The following is a 21,031-nucleotide window of genomic DNA, read 5'->3' on the forward strand; positions in this document are numbered from 1 at the left end:
TCGCTTTTATCAACAAGGTATGCGGGCTGCAAACCTTATTCGGTCTATCTCCTAAACCTCTTTGTCACCCCCTCAGCACCAAACCATCTCAAATCTTAAAAAACAAAAAGTCTGAAGCTGGAAAATTCCAACTTCAGACTTTTACTAACTCCCCGGGTAGGATTTGAACCTACGACCAATCGGTTACACTTATCCCAACGTTTCCGAAGGGCGCGGACTATTTCATCATCCCTACAAATCATGCTTTTGATCTGTCGTCGGATGTCGGGCGCTGTGAGATTTATTGGTTAGGCTCCTCATCTCTAGTCTCTGCACCTTTCCGGCTACTTGCGATCGCAACCGCTGCCTTTCGCCAGACTTGGCTCAAGATTGCCGCCACCCGAAGTGCTGCGGTTTCCTTGAATTCACCCGATTTTTCAGTACCCGTTACCGGATAGAGCTGCTATGTCATTAGGGCTTTTGGTTGATGCCAAAGGCTTGCATTCATTACAGCCGACCGCTCTGCCACTGAGCTACCGAGGATTGGGGGTTTTTGTTACCCACAATTACTAACAATAGCTGAACTTACTCGATTTGGCAAGGCCTTTGACAAACTTTTTTTTTGTCATACAGCAAGAGGGTTTCAGCGCTAATGCAGCCCCATTCTCAATTTGGCGAGGCGCTGCTGTGATTCTGGATCGAGGGAATTGGCGAGAAAGCGACTGGAGTTGTGTTTGCGGGATTTGTGCTGGCGCTCGCTGCGGCGGGCGGTGGATTCTACCTCAGCCGCTAGTTGTTCGGCCGACATCCATTCGGCACCATAGCCGACTACGGTCAATTGCTGCGCTCGGTCTGAGGTGGCGACAATCATGCGGCCTTTGCCTTTGACCGATCGCAACTCGTAGCGCAAACTAGCACAAGATTTTTCAATATAAGTATCTGCTGTCTGACCGAAGTCAGTGTAGTGCACCGATAAATTTTTAGTAATAATTTCTTTAACGCCTGGAGTATCTCGATAGTGCGCGTCAAACACCAGTCGAGCTTCAAAATCTTGAACGGCGCTGTAGTTAACTAAAACCTCAATCAACTCGCGGCGAGCTGTTTCGAGTTCGTCGCGATCGCGCTTCTCTCGGAGTCGAGGCCAAAGTCCAATTATGTTATAGCCGTCTACAAGTAAAACTGCTTGTGATACATAGGGTGACATGGTTCAAGGCTGAAGAGATCCAGCACGTATAGGACATTATTTGCATTGTTCATCAAAGCTTTTGTTCAATAATATTACCTATTGATGTGTAATTGCTAGGTTACATCGCAATAATTAAACCCCCCACAGCCAGCTTTACCTGAGTTTTGGGGGGTTAGATTAACCTATAAATTTTCCAGCTTATTCGGCAGATTCCAGCGATACGGGCGATGGCTTACGCCCCGCTTCGCTACGTACAACTGTCGGCAGGGATATTTTCTCAACAGCAGGAGTACAACCGAGCCACTGCACCGACAACTCCGCAAACTGCTGCGGCGGGCCGCTCACGCAAAAACGAGTAGGTAGCGCAGTACCAGGATTCCGCAGCCCCAAAAGCTCCAATTCTCTGGCAGCAGCAGCCACCACCCGTACTGCAGGATCGATCGATGTCACCCCAGCAGGCAAAAGCGAGCGAAGCACAGGAGCCAACAGAGGATAATGAGTGCAGCCGTAAATCAGCGTATCGATGCGCTGCTGAATCAAAGGAGCCAAATATTCCCGAGCCACCTCACAAGTATAAGGGTCGTGAATCCGGTTTTGCTCCACCAGCGGCACAAAAGCCGGACAGCTAACCTGCCACACCAGGCAAGAATCGTCCATCTCCAAAATCGCATTTCGATAAGCATTGCTAGCAGCCGTAGCAGGAGTTGCGATGACCCCGATTCGCTTGCCTTGCTGCACCGCAGCCTGCGCCCCCGGCAGAATTACTCCCAGCACCGGGATATCAAATTCAGCCTGCACCATCTCCATCGCCAAAGCAGAACTGGTGTTGCAGGCCATAATGACCATTTTCACATCCTGTTCCACCAACCAGGCCATAATTTCGCGGACAAACTCCACAATTTCTGACGGCGTGCGAGTGCCGTAGGGCAGCCTCGCCGTATCTCCAAAATAAAGTATCGATTCGTTAGGCAATTGTCGGTACAACTGTGTCAAAACAGTCAAACCGCCCACGCCGCTGTCAAAAATACCGATTCTTTGTTGTCCAGAGTCTGTTGTCATTTGTTAGTTGTCAGTTGTCAGTTGGCAGTTGTCACTTGTCACTGGGCACTGGGCACTGGTCAGTTGGCAGTGGTCAGTTGTCAGTTGCTACCAATAACAAATAACAAGTAACCAATTACCAATTACCAATCCCTCCGGCAATATATTATCTTTGTTGAAGATAAAGCAAAATGCCGCGAGCGATCGAAGCGGCCATTTGACTGCGGTAAGCTGGGTCAGAAAGCCTAGCAGCATCCTCAGCACCCGTGACAAAACCCACCTCCACCAAAACAGAAGGCATAGAAGTCTTTCTCAAAACATAAAATCTCGCCTGCCGCACTCGGCGGTCAGTCGCCCCCGTGCCCTGCAAAATACTGCCGTGAATCACCCGGGCCAAATCTTCGCCGTTATTGAAATAATAAGTCTCAATCCCGCTGATATCCGGCCGACTCATATTAATCGAATTAGCGTGAATGCTGACAAACAAAGTAGCATTCACCCGTTCCGCCAAAGAGACTCTCGGTTCCAGGTCGATTTCGCTGTCGTCAGTCCGAGTCATCACCGCCTGCACGCCCTGCTGTTCCAGCAGCCTCGCCACCTGAAAAGAGATATCCAAAACAATCTCCTTCTCCTGAATGCCCTGAATCCCGACTGCCCCCGGATCGCGGCCACCGTGACCAGGATCGATCGCTACTACGGCCCGGCGGTTAGAAGCTTGGGGCAAATCCTCGCTTCCCAAAGTCCTTCTCGGCAAAGGCGACAAATTGGGAGTGCGAGTCAAAGGTTGCTGCGCGCTAGCATTCGATCGCAACTGCAAAGACAGCAACTGCGGGTTCGGTCTCGTCACCCTGCCTACCTCTACCCCCGATCGCGGCTGCACCCAAATCACCACAGTCTCCGCATCTTCTTGGCTGGCTGTAAAAGATACAGGACTGTTGGCATCGAGCTGAGGAATTTCCCCCGTTAGGACAGCAGAGGCGATCCTGATCCAGTAAGCTCTCGACCCCTGGTCCCAGCCGCTGGTATAGGAGACTTGGCGGTCAGTTCTCACCACCAGTTGCGTGCCGTTACTGGCTAAATCAATTGACTGAACTCTCGCTAAATTTCCTTGAGCTTGTCTAGCCGGAGGATCTACAGTCACGCGGCGGGAAACCGAGGGCTGTCTTACTACACTTCCAGGCAATAGCACAACCCCGCCCAAATTGCTCACAGATGCCCGCCACTGAGTATTAGAATTCTTCATCCGCAAAGTCACGCGGGTAACGGGCGGGTCTGTTGGTAGTTGCCGGACTTCAATCTTGTCAACCCCGTGCTGACCGTTGGTTTGAGGCTGTTGGCTGCTTAGGCCCGGAGCTACACTAGCTCCTTCAATATCGAGGGTGGCGATGTCCCCAGCCCGACTTTGTTGAAAATTAATTTGGGGGCGACCGCCCACTGTGCGGACTAAAAAACCGTCCGCCGTCGCCTGAACGTTCTGAACTACAGTCGCCTCGGCCGACTGGGCTTGGGATGCTGAAGGTTCAACCGATAATCTTTCTCCCCCGGGCTCTGAAATCGGATTTTGAGTTTCTCCCCGCACCGGCGTTGGCAAATCCACTGTCCACTCGCTCGGAGAAATCCCCCGGAATTTTACTTGCTGAGGGTCTATAGTAAACCCGTCTTTGATCTCGACCACAATTCTGGTCGTATCGTTGTCAAACTGCCCTACCCGTACCGATTCGATCGCCCCTGAGATGGGTTTGCTGACCGAGGGACGACCCAGACTCGTCCCCGGCAAGTCGATTACCAACCGCATCGGGTTGAAAATCAGTTGAGCCTTGGGTTGTACTCCCCCGTCTGTTGTAATGTAAAGCCGGTTCTCTGAAGCATCAAACCGCCAAGATTGCAGTCTAGCTGCTTCGGCGGCTCCGGCGAGCAAAAATACACTTAAGAAACTCGGTAGTAGCCAGTGGAATTTCACGACAGTTTTTTCCTCGTTTGCGTTACTGCCAAAAGCTGGAAGGGCGCTGCTTGCCCGATCGGCTTTCAGCAGTTAGCCGCCAGCAGACCGGTGGCACGGGGGCCGTCAGTTGTTGGCTAAATTGACTTTTTTATGCGTTAACAGGCTCCCAAATGCCAGAACCCTGCATTTTTTTAACTTTCCCGTATACTTGGGGGCGATCGGTTATAAGCAGACTGAAATATTGTTTGCACAAGGGAAGGTATTTATTTTTAGGAGCAAGAAACAGGGTGTTTCTTGAAGCTAGAAGGTACAAGTTAGAAGGTACAAGTTAGAAGGTAGAATCTTAGCGTTCTTCCAGGGAGGGGTTTCATAGCTCTTTAATGTTGGCGAAGCTCGTTATGGCAAGGGTTATAATCCGCTTTACACTTGCATTTTCTTCTAACTTTTCCTAAACTACCTCAATAACTTAACAACTTAACTCGCGAACAATCCGGATTTTCAAGATTTAGGTAACTTTTCAAGGTTGCCAAATGTTACTCCCAGACCAACTGGCATATTCTTTTGGGAAAGCTTTTTTTGCTAACACATTGACTAAATACAACTACATATCCCCCCTGCTCTCTTTTTTTCTGAATTTTTTAATCAGGGATTTTCGGTACTGCTTGAAACTTAGTGGGGCGATCGCTATCGCGCCAGCCAATTTGACAGTATGATAGCTAGTCCATATTTTCAGCAGTAACGCGAGAGTTTTGTGTGTTACTTGGGCGGGCAATGCTTTGTCCTTTAGACTCTTTTTGAGTGCACGATCGACAGCCAGAGCATTAGTTAGTTGACCTGAGAAAAAGTTTTGACCGTAGATATAGTTATCGCAGTTGTAAAGTTTGTTGGACAGCCAGGACAATCGATCGGCTTCTGGGTAAAACCTGTGATTTGGTTTAATGAGTTGCCTTTCGACTAACTGCATAACTTGGATGTGTACTACCAGTTAGAGAAGATACACTATCTTGGTGATTGTGTCAATGTCTGAGCTTCTCAAAAAAGGCGCCATCAATAACAGTAGATACATGACATCACAGAAAGACGGAGACTTACTTTCCAGCAGGAGTCCTTCACAGCAAACAAGTGGTTTAGGTTAGTTCAAGCCTCTAGATAGCCGCTGGGGAGTCTATCTTGAACCTCAAATCGACTGATTATCAAGATAGGGAAGTTTTGTAATATAGCAACCGCCGTGACGGTAAGGACGTTCTTAATTTTTGAAACCTAAGTGGTTGATTGCGCGTTGCCTCGGACTTCTTTTTACCCGCTCCGCTCGTCGCGATCGCCTTCAACATCTGCTATACCATACCACCAGGGGGATTGAGTTCTAGCAAAGTTATTTTTGAGGGGGATCGATACCTAAAAGTTATTTTTTTACCTTAGTAATCCACGACCTCATGTCTAATCAACAGTGCTGCAATGGGATCTCGCCCATAGGTGTAAAATTCCGGCTCATCCAGTTCAAAATTGCTTGATTTACTTGTTCCGGGCATTCATCCTGGGGACAGTGGCCAGCATTATCTAATTCCACTAGCTCTACATAATTGGGATTGCATTCGACAAATTGATGGGGTCGGGCGAACCGAGGGGGAATCATCCGGTCTTGTTTGCCCCAAATTAACAGCATGGGGATTGTTAAATTTCGCATCACAATCTTGACACTGGGGCAAAATTTTGAACTGCCTACAGCTTTAAATAAGGCGCAGAAGGCGCGGGCGGCTCCCCGATCGCCCGCAGGCCCTGCTAGAATTTCAACTAATTCGTCGGTAACAGCTTCGGGGTTGGAGTAGGCAAAGCCAACCCAGCGACGGACAAAGGAAGGCTTGCGGGCCAAATAAAACAAAGGCCTGAGTACGATCGGAGAAGCAAACAAACTTTCGACAGCTTCGATCGCCGGAAGCAGCCATCCGGGCACCGCTTCGGCTCTCACAGAGGGGTCTGGGAGGCTAATCATCACGATGCCGGCTACCATGTCCGGGTGAGCTGCAGCTACGGCCAGACAAATCAGCGATCCGATCGAGTTTCCTGCCAAGACTACCGGCTCTCTGATAAAAGTCAGCCAGAAATCATAAACTTGATCGACCCACAAAGACACAGAGTAGTTGACCGGAGCTTTTTGGGAAGCGCCAAACCCTAACAAATCCAAGGCGTAAACGGTTTGGTTTTCGGCGAGTTGGGCGAGATTTTGTCGCCAGTGCCCGATCGAAGCTCCAAACCCGTGCAGTAAAATAATCGGCGTTCCCGATGCGCGCGGGACCATTGGTTCTGCCGCAGAATCTTGAAATTCCAGCGCGCCTTGATTTCGCCCCAAAGTCGGCCGCAAATAAGTGTAGCGAGTTTGCCAACCCCGCCACATCCAGTCTCGTTGAGTTCCCACCCGTTGGTGCCACAGCAGAGAATTTGTCAATTTTGCCTCAGCTCGCAACATAAATTTACACTTGCTTATACCTATTCTACAAGGCAAATCAGGCGACTTGGGGGACTTGCCAGACCGGGCGAGATGGGCTAGGAAAAGCGGCTGTACCTCATCCTTAAGCTTTTACCCTGAATTTTTGACGGTTTTGTCATCAATCGGGCAAGAGGGCGGGCGATCGTGTGTGAAGTTAAAATAAAACTAGGCAGAAACCCAGCCAGACTGAGTAGAATAGCAAGTATTGTAAGAATTCATTTACGATCGTCCAAATATTCCCCAAGGCTTTAGCGGAGGGGACACAGGGCGCGGTAGTACGTCCGGTAAGGGTAACACCTTATAAAACAGTTCGATCGTCAATCGTGAAATATTGACAGATCAAACCTGTAACTATCAAGAAGCTTCGCTATTAAACTACTGCTTGTAAAACCATTCATGCCTGTGATTGAAAGAAGACAAAATCGCAACCTACCCCAGATCAACGAAAATATTCGATACCCCAAAATCCGGGTAATCGATACCGACGGCGCGCAACTAGGGATATTGACGCCTGCAGAAGCGCTGCGCCTGGCAGAAGAAAAAGAACTCGATCTCGTACTTGTCAGCGACAAAGCTGACCCGCCCGTATGCCGGGTAATGGACTACGGGAAGTACAAATTCGAGCAGGAAAAGAAAGCGCGAGAAGCAAAGCGGAAGCAGCACACTGCCGATGTTAAAGAAGTGAAGATGCGCTACAAAATTGAAGAACACGACTACCAAGTGCGCCTCAAACTAGCAGACCGCTTTATCAAATCTGGGGACAAAGTAAAAGCCACGATCATGTTTAGAGGTCGGGAAATCCAACACAGCAACCTAGCAGAGGACTTGCTTAAGCGCATGGCCACAGATTTGCAGGAAATCGCAGAAGTGCAGCAAGCCCCCAAAAAAGAAGGACGCAGTATGATGATGCTGCTGTCGCCCAAGAAAGTATAAATAGATAGTCATTAGTAAGCAGTCATCAGTCATAAGCTGGTGACTGATAGCTGATGACTTGCGAATTTAGTCAGGAATTAAGCTACCACACAGGGAAATCAACGCTGCATGGAAAATTTTCAAATCAGCGGTTCGGCGGGAGTAAGACAAGGAGTGCTGCGATCGCTCAACCTGCGATCGGAAGAAGTAGAGCGAACCGTACTGATGTTCCTCGTCTACACTCTAACCTCCGTCGGGCTGATCTGGCTGGAACTCAGCACAGTAGGTCTGTTTTTAGACGAGTACGGTGCCGACAAAATGCCCTTTATCTACATAGCCAGCGCCTTTATCGGTTCTGGCTTGGGATTTGTCTACTCGTGGCTGCAAAAAATCCTGCCGCTGAGGCGCACCGTCGTAGTGGTTCTGGGTATGATGTCGGTACCGCTATTTTTGTTTCGATTCGGCATCGGCTACGAAAATACTAAGATAGCTGGCATCAGCATCGCTTTTATTACTATTTTTTTAATGTGGCTGTGGGTGGAAGCTTGCTATGTCCTCAACGACCTCAACACTTCCATCACTTCCAACCAACTGTTTAACATTAGAGAAATCAAGCGCACATATCCGCTAGTCAGCAGCGGCTATCTAGTGGCTGGAGTAGTCAGCGGGTTTTCTTTGCCTGTTTTGCTGTACGTAGTCGGACTCAAAAACGTTACCCTCATATCGGGGTTGATGGTGGCGACAGGCTCGGTGTTGCTCTACTACCTCACGGAAAAATACAGCCAAGCATTCCCGGAAACGGCTCACTGGACGGATGACGACGAAGACGACGACCAAGAAGAATTTACCGCCCGCAAAGTTACAGGCCCGCTACAAAAATACGCCGTACCTCTAGTCAGTTTCTTCATCCTCGCAGAAGTCGTCTACGTGCTGGTAGATTTCCAATTCTACAGCCAGTTAGAATACCAAAACCCGGAAGACGGAGCTAGCTGGATCGCTAGCTTCCTGGGCATTTATGAAGGCATACAAGGCCTGTTTCAAGTGGCGACTCAGTGGTTCGCTTCGAGCAGGTTGGTGGAAAGAATCGGTGTATTCGTGACGGCGATGATTTTGCCGGCGGGCATCGCTATACTCGGGGTGCTGACCATAGGAGCATCTCTGGGCCAGCTAGTATCTGTGTTTATCGGGCTAATATTGCTGAGATTTTTAGACGAACTGCTTCACTACACGCTTTTGGAAACCGTTAGCCCGGTTTTATTTCAACCGATTCCCGACAATATTCGATCGGGAATTCAAACTTTGGTCAACGGTGTGGGCGAACCTTTATCCTGCGGAGCTACAGGAGTAGGCATCCTGATTATGCTGTGGGTGACAGGCAAGATACTCCCCCAGCAAGACGAAAATATATTTCACGACCAGCAAAGCTTGATATTTATTGGCGCGATCGTAATATTGGCACTGTTGTGGGTGTTTGTCGTATGGCTGATCCGCTCTCAATACGTGGGTTTGTTGGTCAAAAGTGCGGAGCGGGGGCGCTTGGGCGTCACAGACGTTGACCTCAAAGCTCTCAAGCGCGCAGTGGTGGAAACTCTACAAAAGCCGGGGGGCGAAGATGAAAAGCGCTCTTGCATAGAACTCCTGACGCAAATTGACCCCAAAAATGTCGGAGAAGTTCTGGCTCCCCTCCTGGATTCGCTCTCCCCTAATTTGCAGCGCCAGAGCTTGGAAACGATGCTGCAACACCCGAACCCCGCATATTTAGAATCTGTCCGCGCACTCTCGCAGCAATCCTTGCCGCCGGAGGTGCTGGCCTTGGCTTTGCGTTACATCTGGCTGACGGAAGCTGAACCGAATATTGAGAGCTTGCGGCCTTACTTGCAGCCGACGGTCGATCCGGTGGTGCGGGGTACGGCGGCTGCTTTAATTATGAGAAGGGGCGATCGCCAGCAAAAGGCAGAGGCTACTAATACGCTGCGGCAAATGCTGACACACAAACAAGAGCGGGAACGTGTTATGGGGACGCGGGCTCTGGGAGAAGCTGATTATTTGCAAGGACTGCGGCTGCACATCCCCAATCTTTTGCAAGATGAATCTCTGCGAGTGCGCTGCGCTCTGTTAGACGTGATTTCGTCTACTCATTCGGAAGAATATTATCCTTCGCTGCTGCGCGGACTTGGTTACAAATCGACTCGGGAAGCAGCTTTGCAGGCTATAGTCAAACTTCACAACGACGCGATTCCTTTGCTGGTGTATTTGGCTGAGGACATCCACAAGTCGGATTTGGTCAGGTTGCAAGCTTGGACGGCTCTGGGTCAAATTGGGACAAATGAGGCGATCGACATTTTGGTGAGCAATTTGATGACGGCTTGGGGAACGACGAGGCGCAATATCCTCCGCATCCTGTTAAAAATGCCTTCGGAAGCGGGGATAGAAGGGGTTCTAGACCGCATCGGCCGTAGCGGGTTGGAAACTCTTATCGAACAGGAGTTAATGTTTATCGGTCAAATTTATGCAGCTCTGGTAGATTTGTCTGGGGTAACAAGCTACGGCAATTTCTCAGATCGGGAAGCCAACAGCGCCCGGGAACCGGGGAACGATACGGCTCAATTGTTGCAGCGTGCTCTGGCGGGGTTGGAAGCTGATGCTAGGGAGCGGTGTTTTTTGCTGATGAAGTTTCTTTATCCGCTGGACACGGTACAAGCCGCTGCTTTCAACATCGCTTCTGGCCAACCTTCTTTGGTTGCTAGGGGATTGGAAATTCTCGATAATACTGTGGATATAGCTAGGAAGCGCTCGCTCATCAATTTGTTAGATCAACACTCGGAAAGAGAAAAATTGAGCAACCTCTCGGAATTGATGGTTTACAAACCTCTAGCCCCTAGCGATCGTTTGCGCCGCTTGCTAGAATTGCGCCACTTCCTTTCGGATTGGGCCTTGGCCTGCTGCTTTCACTTGGCGAGGGAAGCGCGCTGGAGTCTTACCGCTCAACAAACTCTTGTCTGTCTGCAACACCCGACGGGTTTTGTCCGCGAAGCAGTGTTAGCCTATTTGAAAATAGCCTCGCCGCGGGCTTTGGTCGAATTGTTGCCCAGGCTGCAAAATGACCCCGATAATTTGGTATCCGCTCAAGTTGAAGAGATGATGGCAGAGTTGGGTGCTGGGGGAAAAAGGTAAGGTTAGTCAGTTGTCAGTTGGCAGTTGTTATTGTCAGTCAACAGTTAACCGTCAATTGTCAACCGTTTTTATTCCCCTTCTCCTTCCCCTTTTTAAGTTTAAATTAATCATTGCATCTCATTATGTTAACAAGCGTCGAACGCCTATTGTTTGTGAGGGAGGTTCCGATTTTTAAGGAACTGCGGGATGATTTTCTCGTGCGTCTAGCATCGGTAATGGATGAACTTTCATTTCCTTCCAAGCACAGGATTTTTACGGAAGGACAAGAAGGGCGGTCTCTCTATATTTTGGTATCGGGAACGGTGCGGGTCCATATAGGCGATCGGGATTTGGCACAGTTGAAAGCGGGGGCTTGTTTCGGAGAAATGTCGCTGTTTGATGCAGAACCTCGATCGGCTTCTATTTCTACTCTCGAACAATCCGAGTGTTTGATGCTGACTCAAATGCAGCTATACGATGCGATTGATGAAACGCCGGGAATTGCTGTGAATATTATTCGCTTGCTGTCGCGCCGGATTCGGGAGTTGAATCAAAAGTTGAATGCTAAAGAGGCAATTATGCCACCTACAGAGACTGTGAGAGTTGCGGAAATGCGATGACATTGGGGAATTGGGAATTGTGTTTTTAGTCGATCGGTAATTCTGCACAATTTATCTTTTTTAAGGTGCGAATAGCGATTACGAATACGCACAATTTCTTTGGTAGATTACACAAGGCTAGGGTAATCGCATCTTACAGCACTTACCAGGAAAGTGCTGTAACTGTTGACTGTGAGTCAAAAAACTGAAAGTTGCGTTGATATTTGTTGGCAACTTCATTCGACTTTACCATGACGATCAAGCGCGGATATGACATCATTCCGGCGCCGGCGGAATTGATATAAGTTCCGGTTAAAGAAGAAGTCCGCCTGCGCGGGGGGAAGCTTGTGTAGCACCAGACTAGAGTCGGGTGGACTATTTCAGTGAATGTCGGACTTTTGTGTGCAAAGGCTCAATTTGCTGCCAGCATGGCTTTGTGTCCTTCCGAAGAAGTGGCATAGCCCAAGAAATCCTTAACTGCTTGGCTAGGAGGATTTTTGTAGGCGTAGTACAACTGCCGCTTGTAAGGATAGTTACCCGCATCCGTCGTCGCACCGTTGACGGGAACAACGCGCACCGTTCTCTGATTGACTACTTGAGCGAAAGTCGCATAGCCAATGCCGTTGTTGCCTAAAGCTTGCAGCAGGGGAGTTGTCGCATCTCGATCGAGCGTGGTAATATTTGGCGTCGTGCCAAACTCGCCAGCTCCAAGCACTTGTTCTTTAAACGTTTGGTGAGTGCCACTAACTGCCGGTCTGTTAATTACTTTAATCGGGCCCGCCGGGCCGCCGACTTTCGACCAGTCTTGAGTATTTCCCTTGAAAATATCTTGAACTTGAGCCGAGGTTAAACCTCCTTTGAAGGGGTTGTTAATGCCGACTACAAGGGCGATCGTATCTAGCGCAACAGGCACCGCTGCCAAACCCTGACCTTGTTCTTGAGCCGTCAAAGGTCGCGATATCGCTGCAATATCGGCTGTTCCTGCGACCAAATCTTGAATTCCCTTTGCAGAACCGTTTGCTTTGGTATCGACTATCGTGCCGGAAAACTTGCCTTGAAAGCCGTTCTTGAGGTTCTGATTGATTGTCACCATGCTGGTGGAACCGTCAATTCTCACCGCCGTACCCGCAGGCACGGAAGCTGGAAGCGCAAAGGAACTAGCTGCAACAGGCGAAGCGCCGCCGACTACTGGCGCGACTGGAGGTGCGACAGCATTGCCTGCGGGTGTGGGAGTCGGGGTATTATTAGCATCCTGGGAGGCTGGTTTGTTGAGAAAAAAGAACCAACCGCCACCGGCGAGCAACAGAAATAACAGAATAAAAACTATGGGGGGAGGCCCGCTCTTAGCCATAAAATTCTCCTTAGTTGGGAAGTTCTTTGTTGTTGGAGTCGTCTAACATTTGCAGCCTGCGATTAACTTCATCGTCTAAGGTCATATTTTCTAATTCTGCCTGAAGTCTTTCTTGGGGGTTCTCAGATATTTCTGCTAAAGCTTGCTGTTTGAGGTGGTGGCCGTGGACGGCGTTTTTGGCTTGCTCAAACTGCGATCGAGCTGAATCGATACTGAGGTCGTTGTTGACTTTGGATATGGCTCCGAGGGCTTCGTTAATCTCAGCCATATCTTTCATATTTTGCATATCGGTTTTGTAAGCTTCCAGCTTCATCCGTTCTCGATTTAGCTTGTCTTTGGAAGCGTTGACGTATTGTTCGGCTTGTTTTACTTGGGATTCTAATTGCGGCAGAATTTGTTCTGTCTGAATTACCTTCGCCATTGCCAAGCGGGCTGCTTCTTCGTTGCCGTTGCGCTGGGCTGTGATGGCTTGGCGCTCTACGGTTTGCATTTCCCTAACTTTTTCTTCATATTTAGTTTTGGCGCGCTGGTAGGCTGCAACTTGGGTGGAGACTGCTGCTGCTAGCTTTTGCACTGATTCTTGCATCGATCGCAGTGACTCTTCGGCTACCGCCACCGACACCTGGCCGCCGGATTCTACGGGCAGTCCCCACATCCAGTTCCACGCACCTACGATGGTTCTGCCTGCCTTGTCACCCATCAACCAATAAAGGACTTTTTTCATATAATTACCAGATAAGCTTGGTTTTTACGCCTAGTTTACATCAGGAATTGTCGATCGCCCCGTCAGGTCGATCTATCTCTACAATTTTAATAAATAGTTTCTAACTGTCTGGATCGTCTATCCCCAATTTGCACAACAGGCAATATTCGGATTTGCCTGTTGTGCAATTCGTTTTTGGGCAATCTTCGGGCTAATTAACTCTAAAGTTTATAACCTGCCGTCTAATAACAGGTTAAAAATAGATTAAGCGGGCAAATCTGCAAAACTGCTAACATTTACCAGCGCTAAATCGGGACAAGTCCGTTTGATCAAACCTGTGAGAACTTTGCCCGGGCCAATTTCCACTACGCGATCGATTCCTTGTTGTGGCAATTGCAGGGAAATTTCTCGCCACCGCACGCCTTTAGTCATCTGCTGAGCCAACCGCTGCTTTAAAGTGGCTGCGCTGGTAGTGGCTGACGGTTCTGCGTTTGAGAGCACCAGCATTTTAGCATCGGAAAACCTGGCAGACTTTAAGGCTAGCTGAAACTCTGCCGCCACTGATGCCATCAGGGGAGAGTGAAACGCACCGGAAACATTCAATTTAACGGCGCGTTTGACTTTGATTTTGGCAAGCAAATCTTCTACTGCTGCAGGCGTTCCAGAAATCACGACTTGTGCTTCGCTGTTGTCGTTTGCCAGCACTACGTCTCGGCTGTATTGAATTTGCAATTCTAGTTCCTGCCTGTCGAACCCGATCAAAGCCACCATTTGCCCGCCAGAGGCAGTTTCCATGAGTTCGGCGCGGCGTTTGACTAAACGCAATCCGGTTTCAAAGTCAAAGACGCCTGCTGCGTATAGGGCAACATATTCTCCTAAACTGTGACCGGCAACTACCGCTGGTCGATCGCTTTTTTCTCGCACTAAGTCGGCCAAAATACTTTCTACTACGAACAAGCAAGGCTGAGTGTAGAGAGTCCGAGATAGTTTTGCTTCTTCTTTTTGGCAAACTTCCGGGACAGACCAGCCTAAAATTTCTTTAGCGAGCTCAAATTTGGCTTTGGCTGTTGGCAAGTTTAATAAGTCTGCACCCATCCCGATCGCCTGGGAACCTTGTCCGGGAAATACCCATGCTGTTTTAGTCATTTTTCCGGTAATCTGCTAATTGGTGGTTGCTAATTGGTGATTGCAAAAATTCTTTCTTTCCCGCTTCTAACTTCGCTCGCTGGTATCCGCTATCTTTCGGTTAACGAACTATCTACTCGCGACTCACGCGACTCACAGTTATAACATATAATTGCCTTTTTTACCAGGTTTATATTTTTTTTGCTACTTTAATTTAATTAATAGCCGTAACAAAATTTTTAACCTTCAAGCCGGGGAAAGTCGATCGAAGAATAGAGGATTTTCCATTTCAGCACGCCCTTGTCAATAACTGTTGTCCGGGTGGTGCACCGCTGCGAACCTTGCCCTATGTATGGCGTGTTAAAGGATTTGTATTTTACTCGATCGAACTCCCGACAATAACCGGAGCAAGTTTACATACGGTCGCCAAATATTATCTTCCCCATTTAAAAATTGCCGCCCCCCAAGTCAAACCTGCACCGAAACCAGCAGCAGCAATAGTATCGCCCGCTTTAACTTTACCCAGACGCACGGCTTCGTCTAAGGCAAGGGGAATTGAAGCCGCTGAGGTATTGCCGTAATTCGCCAAATTGCTAATTACTTTTTCGGGGGGAATCTTTAGCCTTTGGGCAACTGCATCCAGAATCCGCTGATTGGCTTGGTGCAATAGCAGCCAGTCAATTTCAGCAACGCTGATATTTGCCCGAAACATAGCTTTTTCTATGACTTCCGGCACTTTTTTTACGGCAAAACGATAGATTTCTTGACCGTTCATGGTGATGGGATGAAATCCACCTTGGGCGATATTCACGCCCTCAATTAATCCTTTTGACTCGGCTTTGTAAGCCAAATTGAGAGAGGAATTTTGCGTTCCGTCGCTACGAATTTCAAAGCCCAAAAAGCGATCGACTTCTGAGGCCTGCAATACCACCGCACCTGCACCGTCTCCAAATAGAATGCAAGTACCCCGATCCGACCAATTCACCCAGCGAGATAAAATATCGGCTCCGATGAGCAAAACATTTTGATAAACCCCTGTCCGAATGAACTGCGAGGCTGTAACTAAACCAAAAACAAAGCCCGAACAAGCTGCTGTCAAATCAAACGCCACAGCTTTTGTCGCGCCCAACTGATATTGAATTTTACTGGCAGTGCCAAACAAATCGTCAGGACTGGAAGTCGCCAAAATAATTAAATCGATATCTGTCGGCGAAATTTTTGCCATTGCGATCGCCTGAAGCGATGCCTCCGAAGCTAAATCGCACAAAGAAGTGCGATCGTCCGCCAGCCTGCGCGCTCGAATGCCCGTCCGCGCCCCAATCCACTCGTCAGAAGTTTCTACTATCTGACTCAAACCGTTATTATCCAGTGAAACCTGCGGTGTACAAGAACCGCTACCCGTGACGGCAATGCCGAACCCTGATTGCTGCAACATTCCTCTCCATTTACTCGCTGTTCGATCGAGAAATTAAAAATTAAAAACTACCAATTAAAATTATTTTTTAAACTGCTGAAATTACTTTTTTTAAGCAAAACAGTTGGTTTAAGCTGACATTTTTAATTTTACATTTTTAATTTTTAATTCCTACTTACTGCCTCTAATTCACAGCTTCTTGTTCCATAGCGCTTTGGTGATTGGAGGATCGAATTCGCTCCAGCACTTGGTTGTCAATAGCCTCCTTCGCCAAACGAATGGCATTAAAAATCGAGGCAGCCTGAGACGAACCGTGGCTGATAATGCAAACTCCAGCAACGCCCAATAGTAAACCGCCGCCGTGTTCAACGTGGTCTACCCGCTGCTTGAATCCTTGCAAGCTTTTTTGCAGCATAGGGTCGTTAATTTGATGTTGGAGCCCTTGGACCAACTCTTCCTTAAGCACCTGCACTACGACTTCGCCCACGGCTTCGGCAAACTTCAACAACACGTTGCCGACAAACCCGTCGCAGACAATCACGTCGAATTTCCCCGACAGCACGTCGCGGCCTTCGGCATTGCCCACAAAAGGAATGTTCGGGTTGTCCACCAATAACTGGTGAGTTCGCACGGCGGCGTCGTTGCCTTTAGAAGGTTCTTCGCCAATGTTGAGCAGGCCGATTTTAGGTTCGGCGACACCCAGCACGCACTGGCTGTAAATAGTTCCCATAAGAGCGAACTGCTCCAAAAATTTGGGGCGGCAGTCCACATTAGCGCCGACATCGAGAATGAGTACAGAGCTGCCCGGTACCATTGTCGGCAAAACCGCACCGATCGCAGGGCGATCGATTCCGGGGAGCCTCCCCAACCTCAGCAGGGCAGCAGCCATTGCCGCGCCGGAGTGACCGGCGGACACCACAGCATCAGCTTGCTGCTGCTTTACCAAGTTCATCGCTACGTTAATCGAAGCGTTGGGCTTGCGTTTGAGGGCACTCAGAGGTTCTTCGTGCATTTCCACCGCTCCTTCAGAAGGAACGATTTCTAGCTGACCTGTAGAGACGCGGCCGATCGCGTCTTGTTGCCGGAGCGAGTCTTCTATTTGCTGCGGGTCGCCCACCAGCAAAATCTCTACGCCTAATTCTTCTTGTGCCTTAAGCGCTCCAGCTACAACTTCGGCGGGGGCATGATCCCCACCCATAGCGTCTATTGCAATTCTTGCGCGTGTCGATCCCATTGACCAATGTTTGAGAAACACTAAAAATTCTACCAGGAAGTCAGGAGCGTGAATCCAGAAGTCTGAATAAAGAACTAAAATCCGCTCGCAACGGCGATCGGACAATTCTCATTTCCGACTACTCTGATAGAACTTGTTTTGTCACTACTTTACTATTTTTGACTGCAAATTGAAAAAATCAATGGAATAGTTTACATGACCGCAAGCACTTTAGTCAGGTACCCCCGGATTCATCGGTGGAGGGAGAGAAAAGCTGCCCATCCTCATCACAAGCCTGCGGATTTATCAGTGGAAGCGCTTTCTTCAATCTCAAATCTCAAATCTCAAATCGATTGACTTTAGGAGTAAAAAATGCTGGATTTATTTAGCTCGGGGATCGTGTCTCTGTGGCTGGACATGGCTGGGGTACGCAGTGTCGGGCCTAATGCTGCGTCAGTGCTGGCTTGGCGGGGAGGGATACCCGCGTTAGTGGTGGCCGAAGATTTGGCTTTTGGGGGAATAGATGTGGCAAATCCCGACTTGCCAACAGAAGCGGCGGTGCGGGAATACTTAAAAGATTTGAAGGACAAGAACCTGATTGAGGGCAATCAGGGAATTTGGGTGCAAGCGGGTATTGTTCCACTGGTAAGTAAGCAGGGGACAGTGCTGATGCCTGGGGCTTCGCTGACTAAGATTGCGACTTCTCTGGCATCGCTGGAAACTTGGGGCCCTGATTATCAGTTTGAAACGCGGTTCCGGGGAACGGGGCCGATTAGGAATGGGGTGTTGCAGGGAGATTTGGTGGTCAGCGGCGGGGGCGATCCGCTGTTCGTGTGGGAGGAGGCGATCGCCGTTGGCAATGCTCTCAATCAAATGGGTATCGAGCGCGTGGCGGGAAATTTGGTGGTGACAGGCAATTTCCGCATGAATTACGAGTCCGATCCTTTGGCCGCGGGGGAGATACTGCGGCAAGCTCTTGAGGGCAGCAATTGGCCTCCGGACGTGGTGGCAATGTATTCTAAGATGGCTCCAGGAACTAGAAAACCGCAAGTAACAGTTGCCGGCAGCGTCATTGCTGAGAAATTTGTGAGTTCGGGGCATTTGCTGCTGAAACGCCGATCGCTTCCTTTAGCCGAAATTCTGAAGCAGATGAACGTCCACAGCGATAATGAAATGGCTCAGATGCTGGCCGACAATTTGGGCGGGGCAAAAATAGTCCAGCAGCAAGCGACTTGGGCTGCGGGAGTGCCGGAGGAGGAACTTCAATTAGTTAACGGTTCGGGATTGGGAGTGGAAAATCAGATGTCTCCGAGGGCGGCTTGTGGGATGATGCAGGCGATCGCCCGCAACCTTCAGACTACAGGGCTGACGATTGCTGACTTGTTTCCGGTGTCCGGGCGCGATCGAGGAACTTTGGAAAACCGACACATTCCGCGATCGGCTGTGGTGAAAACTGGTACTTTGGACACGGTGATTGCTTTGGCTGGAGCCATACCCACGCGCGATCGGGGTTTAGTTTGGTTTGCAATTATTAATCGCGGTACTGATTGGGATGCTTTGAGGGCGCAGCAAGATATATTTTTGCAAAAATTGGTGCAGCAATGGGGAACAGCATCGATTTTGCCACTAGCAATTACACCGCACATTGACGGCGCCAGACCTGCCTTGGGGGCAGCAAATCGTAGCGATATTTTGGTCGGAGGTTAAGAAATACGGGTTGAGTTGGGGTTCGGGGAAGGAGCATTGACAAAATAGCTTAGAATTGGAACAAGACTATTGTGCAAGAAGATGATCAAACTGCGATTGAAGAGATACGGGAAAAAACGCGAGACAAGCTACCGGATTGTAGCGATGAACAGTTCTACTCGCCGCGACGGCCGTCCCTTAGAAGAGCTCGGCTATTACAACCCCAGAAATAATGAAACCAGGCTGGATGTTCCAGCGATTGTCAAGCGCCTCCAAGAAGGCGCTCAGCCAACTGACACCGTGCGTGACATCCTGAGAAAAGCCCATGTATTTGAACAAGTCGGAGCCGGAGCCAACGTTGAATCCAGCACAGCAACAGTCAGCTAGTCCCAACTATGCTGGACTGGTTAAGTTTTTAATTGGGCCTTTTTTAGAGACCCCAGGCTCTTTGCGGGTTGATTGCGAACTGCACCCGCGCCAATCGCGGGTCTGGGTTAGGCTTGCTTTTGAAGATCCAGACAAAGGCCGGGTTTACGGTAGGGGCGGACGCAATATTCAGGCAATTAGAACTACGCTCGAAGCGGTGGCGCAGACGGCGGGTCAGTCCCTCTACTTAGATATATACGATGGTGAAGCGGGCGATCGCGGATCGGGCCCGCCCAGGGGCGATCGCGATCGTCCGGATCGCGATCGCCCGGATCGTGATCGCCCAGATCGTGGCTCGCGGGAGCCGCGAGGCGACTTCCGACCCCGGACGCCACCTCCGTCGCCGAGTCCCTTAGCTAGCAGAACTCCGAGAGAACAACCTCGCCGTACTAACACACCTACGTTTAGAACGAGCAGAAATACTCCTGGTTATTAACTAACTGCAGAGCCAAGAAAGAATTTTAGATTTTAGATTGCCTGTTGTAGACTTTGTATTACAAGCGCCGTTTAGTTGGAAATTGCCGGTTTTGCGATCGGAAACAAATGTAAAATTTTAAATTTCAAATGTCAGCGGCATCAGGTTAATCTAAAATCTAAAATTTCCAATCTAAAATCTAAAATTGCCTGACTTAATAGAAGGGAGATTTGATTTGTGCCTCAAGCACCAAACTCATTTGGGAGCTAAATCTAAAAGACGCCTTAGATACTAGGTAAAACCTAGTAACGGGCGTCTTTTTGTTCGCAAATAGTGACGGGTTTAATGTTTAGTTGTTAACTTTTAATTGCTTATTTGGAGGAGCTTATGTTGGCATGAATGAAAAACTAACAATAGAGTTACCGAGCATTCAAAGCGCAATGTCGCTGGCGGGTAATCAAGAAGAAAACCTGAAAATGATCTCTAAGCAAACTGGTGCTAACCTGGTAATGCGAGGGCAAGAACTGCTGATTTCCGGCACAAAAAGCCAAGTAGAATTGTGTCATAAATTAGTGCGATCGCTCTCAGACTATTGGAAATCCGGCAAAAATATTACCGGAGTTGAAATCCAGACGGCGCGCCAAGCTTTGGATACCAACCGCCAAGGCGATTTACAAGACTTACAGCGAGACGTTCTCGCCAGAACCCGCCGCGGCGAAGAAATTAGAGCCAAAACCTTCAAGCAGCGGCAATATGTTCAAGCAGTACGCACGCACGACCTGACATTTTGCATTGGCCCCGCTGGTACTGGCAAAACATTTCTAGCAGCTATTTTCGCCGTGCAAGCGCTGTTAAGCAAGCAGTACGAACGGCTGATTTTAACCAGGCCAGCGGTGGAAGCTGGCGAAAAATTAGGGTTTTTGCCGGGAGATTTGCAGCAAAAAGTCGATCCATATTTGCGCCCGCTTTACGACGCCCTACAAGAAATGATCGACCCTGAAAAAATGGCCGATTTAATGGAAAGAGGCTTGATTGAAGTAGCTCCTTTAGCTTATATGCGGGGGCGCACTCTCAGCAATGCTTTCGTAATTTTGGACGAAGCTCAAAATACGACGCCGGCTCAGATGAAAATGGTGTTGACTCGTCTGGGCTTTCGATCGAGAATGGTAGTAACGGGCGATATCACTCAAACAGATTTGCCGCCAAACCAACAGTCGGGATTGTCAGTCGCCCAAAACATTCTACGCAACGTTGAGGGCATTGCTTTCTGCGAATTCTCTCAGGCGGATGTGGTGCGGCATCCTCTAGTGCAGCGGATCGTCGCTGCTTACGAACTGCACGAAACATGAATGAATAAGGAAGAAGGAAAGCTTTAGTTATCTTAGAGAGAAGGAAAGCTTTAGT

The 21,031-nt window shown here is 49.0% G+C and carries 16 protein-coding genes; 7 read left to right on the plus strand and 9 right to left on the minus strand.

What is annotated here, in order from left to right; genetic code table 11:
- Positions 1 to 628: 628 nt before the first annotated feature.
- The 4 genes from QUA33_RS20395 to QUA33_RS20410 all read right to left on the minus strand — a co-directional run bounded on the left by QUA33_RS20395 (position 629) and on the right by QUA33_RS20410 (position 6,609).
- A complete protein-coding gene (locus tag QUA33_RS20395) occupies positions 629 to 1,183 on the minus strand; it encodes an NYN domain-containing protein (protein ID WP_333150679.1) in 555 nt (184 codons plus the stop codon).
- Positions 1,184 to 1,363: 180 nt separating this feature from the next.
- Entirely contained in the window at positions 1,364 to 2,224 is an 861-nt protein-coding gene (gene murI, locus QUA33_RS20400; protein WP_333095953.1) for a glutamate racemase, read from the minus strand.
- Positions 2,225 to 2,369: 145 nt separating this feature from the next.
- Entirely contained in the window at positions 2,370 to 4,163 is a 1,794-nt protein-coding gene (locus QUA33_RS20405) for an N-acetylmuramoyl-L-alanine amidase (protein ID WP_333150681.1), read from the minus strand.
- A 1,423-nt stretch (positions 4,164 to 5,586) separates the two neighbouring features.
- Complete coding sequence (locus QUA33_RS20410) at positions 5,587 to 6,609, minus strand: alpha/beta fold hydrolase (protein ID WP_333150684.1); 1,023 nt, start codon at positions 6,607 to 6,609, stop codon at positions 5,587 to 5,589.
- A 417-nt stretch (positions 6,610 to 7,026) separates the two neighbouring features.
- Here QUA33_RS20410 and infC point away from each other — a divergent pair, with 417 nt between their 5' ends.
- From infC to QUA33_RS20425, 3 genes are all read left to right on the plus strand, one after another.
- Positions 7,027 to 7,563, plus strand: a complete 537-nt coding sequence (infC, locus tag QUA33_RS20415) for a translation initiation factor IF-3 (protein WP_006635262.1) — start codon at positions 7,027 to 7,029, stop codon at positions 7,561 to 7,563.
- Between the two features lie 108 nt (positions 7,564 to 7,671).
- The gene (locus tag QUA33_RS20420; protein ID WP_333150686.1) at positions 7,672 to 10,716 is read left to right on the plus strand and encodes a HEAT repeat domain-containing protein; all 3,045 of its coding nucleotides are present in this window, start codon (positions 7,672 to 7,674) and stop codon (positions 10,714 to 10,716) included.
- A gap of 122 nt (positions 10,717 to 10,838) precedes the next feature.
- Complete coding sequence (locus QUA33_RS20425) at positions 10,839 to 11,315, plus strand: Crp/Fnr family transcriptional regulator (RefSeq protein WP_006635260.1); 477 nt, start codon at positions 10,839 to 10,841, stop codon at positions 11,313 to 11,315.
- A 391-nt stretch (positions 11,316 to 11,706) separates the two neighbouring features.
- Here QUA33_RS20425 and QUA33_RS20430 read toward each other — a convergent pair whose 3' ends face one another.
- The 5 genes from QUA33_RS20430 to plsX all read right to left on the minus strand — a co-directional run bounded on the left by QUA33_RS20430 (position 11,707) and on the right by plsX (position 17,121).
- Entirely contained in the window at positions 11,707 to 12,645 is a 939-nt protein-coding gene (locus tag QUA33_RS20430) for a phosphate ABC transporter substrate-binding protein (protein WP_333150688.1), read from the minus strand.
- Positions 12,646 to 12,655: 10 nt separating this feature from the next.
- The gene (locus tag QUA33_RS20435) at positions 12,656 to 13,369 is read right to left on the minus strand and encodes a PspA/IM30 family protein (protein WP_333150690.1); all 714 of its coding nucleotides are present in this window, start codon (positions 13,367 to 13,369) and stop codon (positions 12,656 to 12,658) included.
- A 243-nt stretch (positions 13,370 to 13,612) separates the two neighbouring features.
- Positions 13,613 to 14,494 carry an ACP S-malonyltransferase gene (gene fabD / locus QUA33_RS20440; RefSeq protein ID WP_333150692.1) on the minus strand — a complete coding sequence of 294 codons (882 nt, stop codon included), beginning with the start codon at positions 14,492 to 14,494 and terminating at the stop codon, positions 13,613 to 13,615.
- Between the two features lie 412 nt (positions 14,495 to 14,906).
- Positions 14,907 to 15,908, minus strand: coding sequence for a beta-ketoacyl-ACP synthase III (locus tag QUA33_RS20445; protein ID WP_333150693.1), 1,002 nt, complete (start codon positions 15,906 to 15,908; stop codon positions 14,907 to 14,909).
- 163 nt (positions 15,909 to 16,071) lie between these two features.
- The gene (gene plsX, locus QUA33_RS20450) at positions 16,072 to 17,121 is read right to left on the minus strand and encodes a phosphate acyltransferase PlsX (protein WP_333150724.1); all 1,050 of its coding nucleotides are present in this window, start codon (positions 17,119 to 17,121) and stop codon (positions 16,072 to 16,074) included.
- A 351-nt stretch (positions 17,122 to 17,472) separates the two neighbouring features.
- On the opposite strand from plsX, the gene QUA33_RS20455 reads away from it, so the two are divergent.
- The 4 genes from QUA33_RS20455 to QUA33_RS20470 all read left to right on the plus strand — a co-directional run bounded on the left by QUA33_RS20455 (position 17,473) and on the right by QUA33_RS20470 (position 20,976).
- Positions 17,473 to 18,807: a D-alanyl-D-alanine carboxypeptidase gene (locus tag QUA33_RS20455; protein ID WP_333150695.1), complete on the plus strand. Its 1,335-nt coding sequence runs from the start codon at positions 17,473 to 17,475 to the stop codon at positions 18,805 to 18,807.
- A gap of 81 nt (positions 18,808 to 18,888) precedes the next feature.
- Positions 18,889 to 19,173: a 30S ribosomal protein S16 gene (gene rpsP, locus QUA33_RS20460; protein WP_006633724.1), complete on the plus strand. Its 285-nt coding sequence runs from the start codon at positions 18,889 to 18,891 to the stop codon at positions 19,171 to 19,173.
- Positions 19,112 to 19,648, plus strand: a complete 537-nt coding sequence (locus QUA33_RS20465) for a KH domain-containing protein (protein WP_333069122.1) — start codon at positions 19,112 to 19,114, stop codon at positions 19,646 to 19,648. Before rpsP ends, QUA33_RS20465 begins: the two co-directional genes overlap by 62 nt.
- Positions 19,649 to 20,022: 374 nt before the next feature.
- The gene (locus tag QUA33_RS20470) at positions 20,023 to 20,976 is read left to right on the plus strand and encodes a PhoH family protein (protein WP_333095965.1); all 954 of its coding nucleotides are present in this window, start codon (positions 20,023 to 20,025) and stop codon (positions 20,974 to 20,976) included.
- Positions 20,977 to 21,031: the final 55 nt, after the last annotated feature.

It is taken from the genome of Microcoleus sp. Pol14D4 (genome assembly GCF_036701245.1).
GTDB lineage: Bacteria > Cyanobacteriota > Cyanobacteriia > Cyanobacteriales > Microcoleaceae > Microcoleus.

Coding starts and splice junctions, on each gene's coding strand:
- plsX (WP_333150724.1), bottom strand. CDS start 17,121: ATGGGATCGACACGCGCAAGAATTGCAATAGACGCTATGGGTGGGGAT.
- QUA33_RS20465 (WP_333069122.1), top strand. CDS start 19,112: ATGTATTTGAACAAGTCGGAGCCGGAGCCAACGTTGAATCCAGCACAG.
- QUA33_RS20435 (WP_333150690.1), bottom strand. CDS start 13,369: ATGAAAAAAGTCCTTTATTGGTTGATGGGTGACAAGGCAGGCAGAACC.
- QUA33_RS20430 (WP_333150688.1), bottom strand. CDS start 12,645: ATGGCTAAGAGCGGGCCTCCCCCCATAGTTTTTATTCTGTTATTTCTG.
- QUA33_RS20455 (WP_333150695.1), top strand. CDS start 17,473: ATGCTGGATTTATTTAGCTCGGGGATCGTGTCTCTGTGGCTGGACATG.
- QUA33_RS20420 (WP_333150686.1), top strand. CDS start 7,672: ATGGAAAATTTTCAAATCAGCGGTTCGGCGGGAGTAAGACAAGGAGTG.
- rpsP (WP_006633724.1), top strand. CDS start 18,889: ATGATCAAACTGCGATTGAAGAGATACGGGAAAAAACGCGAGACAAGC.
- QUA33_RS20395 (WP_333150679.1), bottom strand. CDS start 1,183: ATGTCACCCTATGTATCACAAGCAGTTTTACTTGTAGACGGCTATAAC.
- QUA33_RS20445 (WP_333150693.1), bottom strand. CDS start 15,908: ATGTTGCAGCAATCAGGGTTCGGCATTGCCGTCACGGGTAGCGGTTCT.
- QUA33_RS20410 (WP_333150684.1), bottom strand. CDS start 6,609: ATGTTGCGAGCTGAGGCAAAATTGACAAATTCTCTGCTGTGGCACCAA.
- fabD (WP_333150692.1), bottom strand. CDS start 14,494: ATGACTAAAACAGCATGGGTATTTCCCGGACAAGGTTCCCAGGCGATC.
- murI (WP_333095953.1), bottom strand. CDS start 2,224: ATGACAACAGACTCTGGACAACAAAGAATCGGTATTTTTGACAGCGGC.
- QUA33_RS20425 (WP_006635260.1), top strand. CDS start 10,839: ATGTTAACAAGCGTCGAACGCCTATTGTTTGTGAGGGAGGTTCCGATT.
- infC (WP_006635262.1), top strand. CDS start 7,027: ATGCCTGTGATTGAAAGAAGACAAAATCGCAACCTACCCCAGATCAAC.
- QUA33_RS20470 (WP_333095965.1), top strand. CDS start 20,023: ATGAATGAAAAACTAACAATAGAGTTACCGAGCATTCAAAGCGCAATG.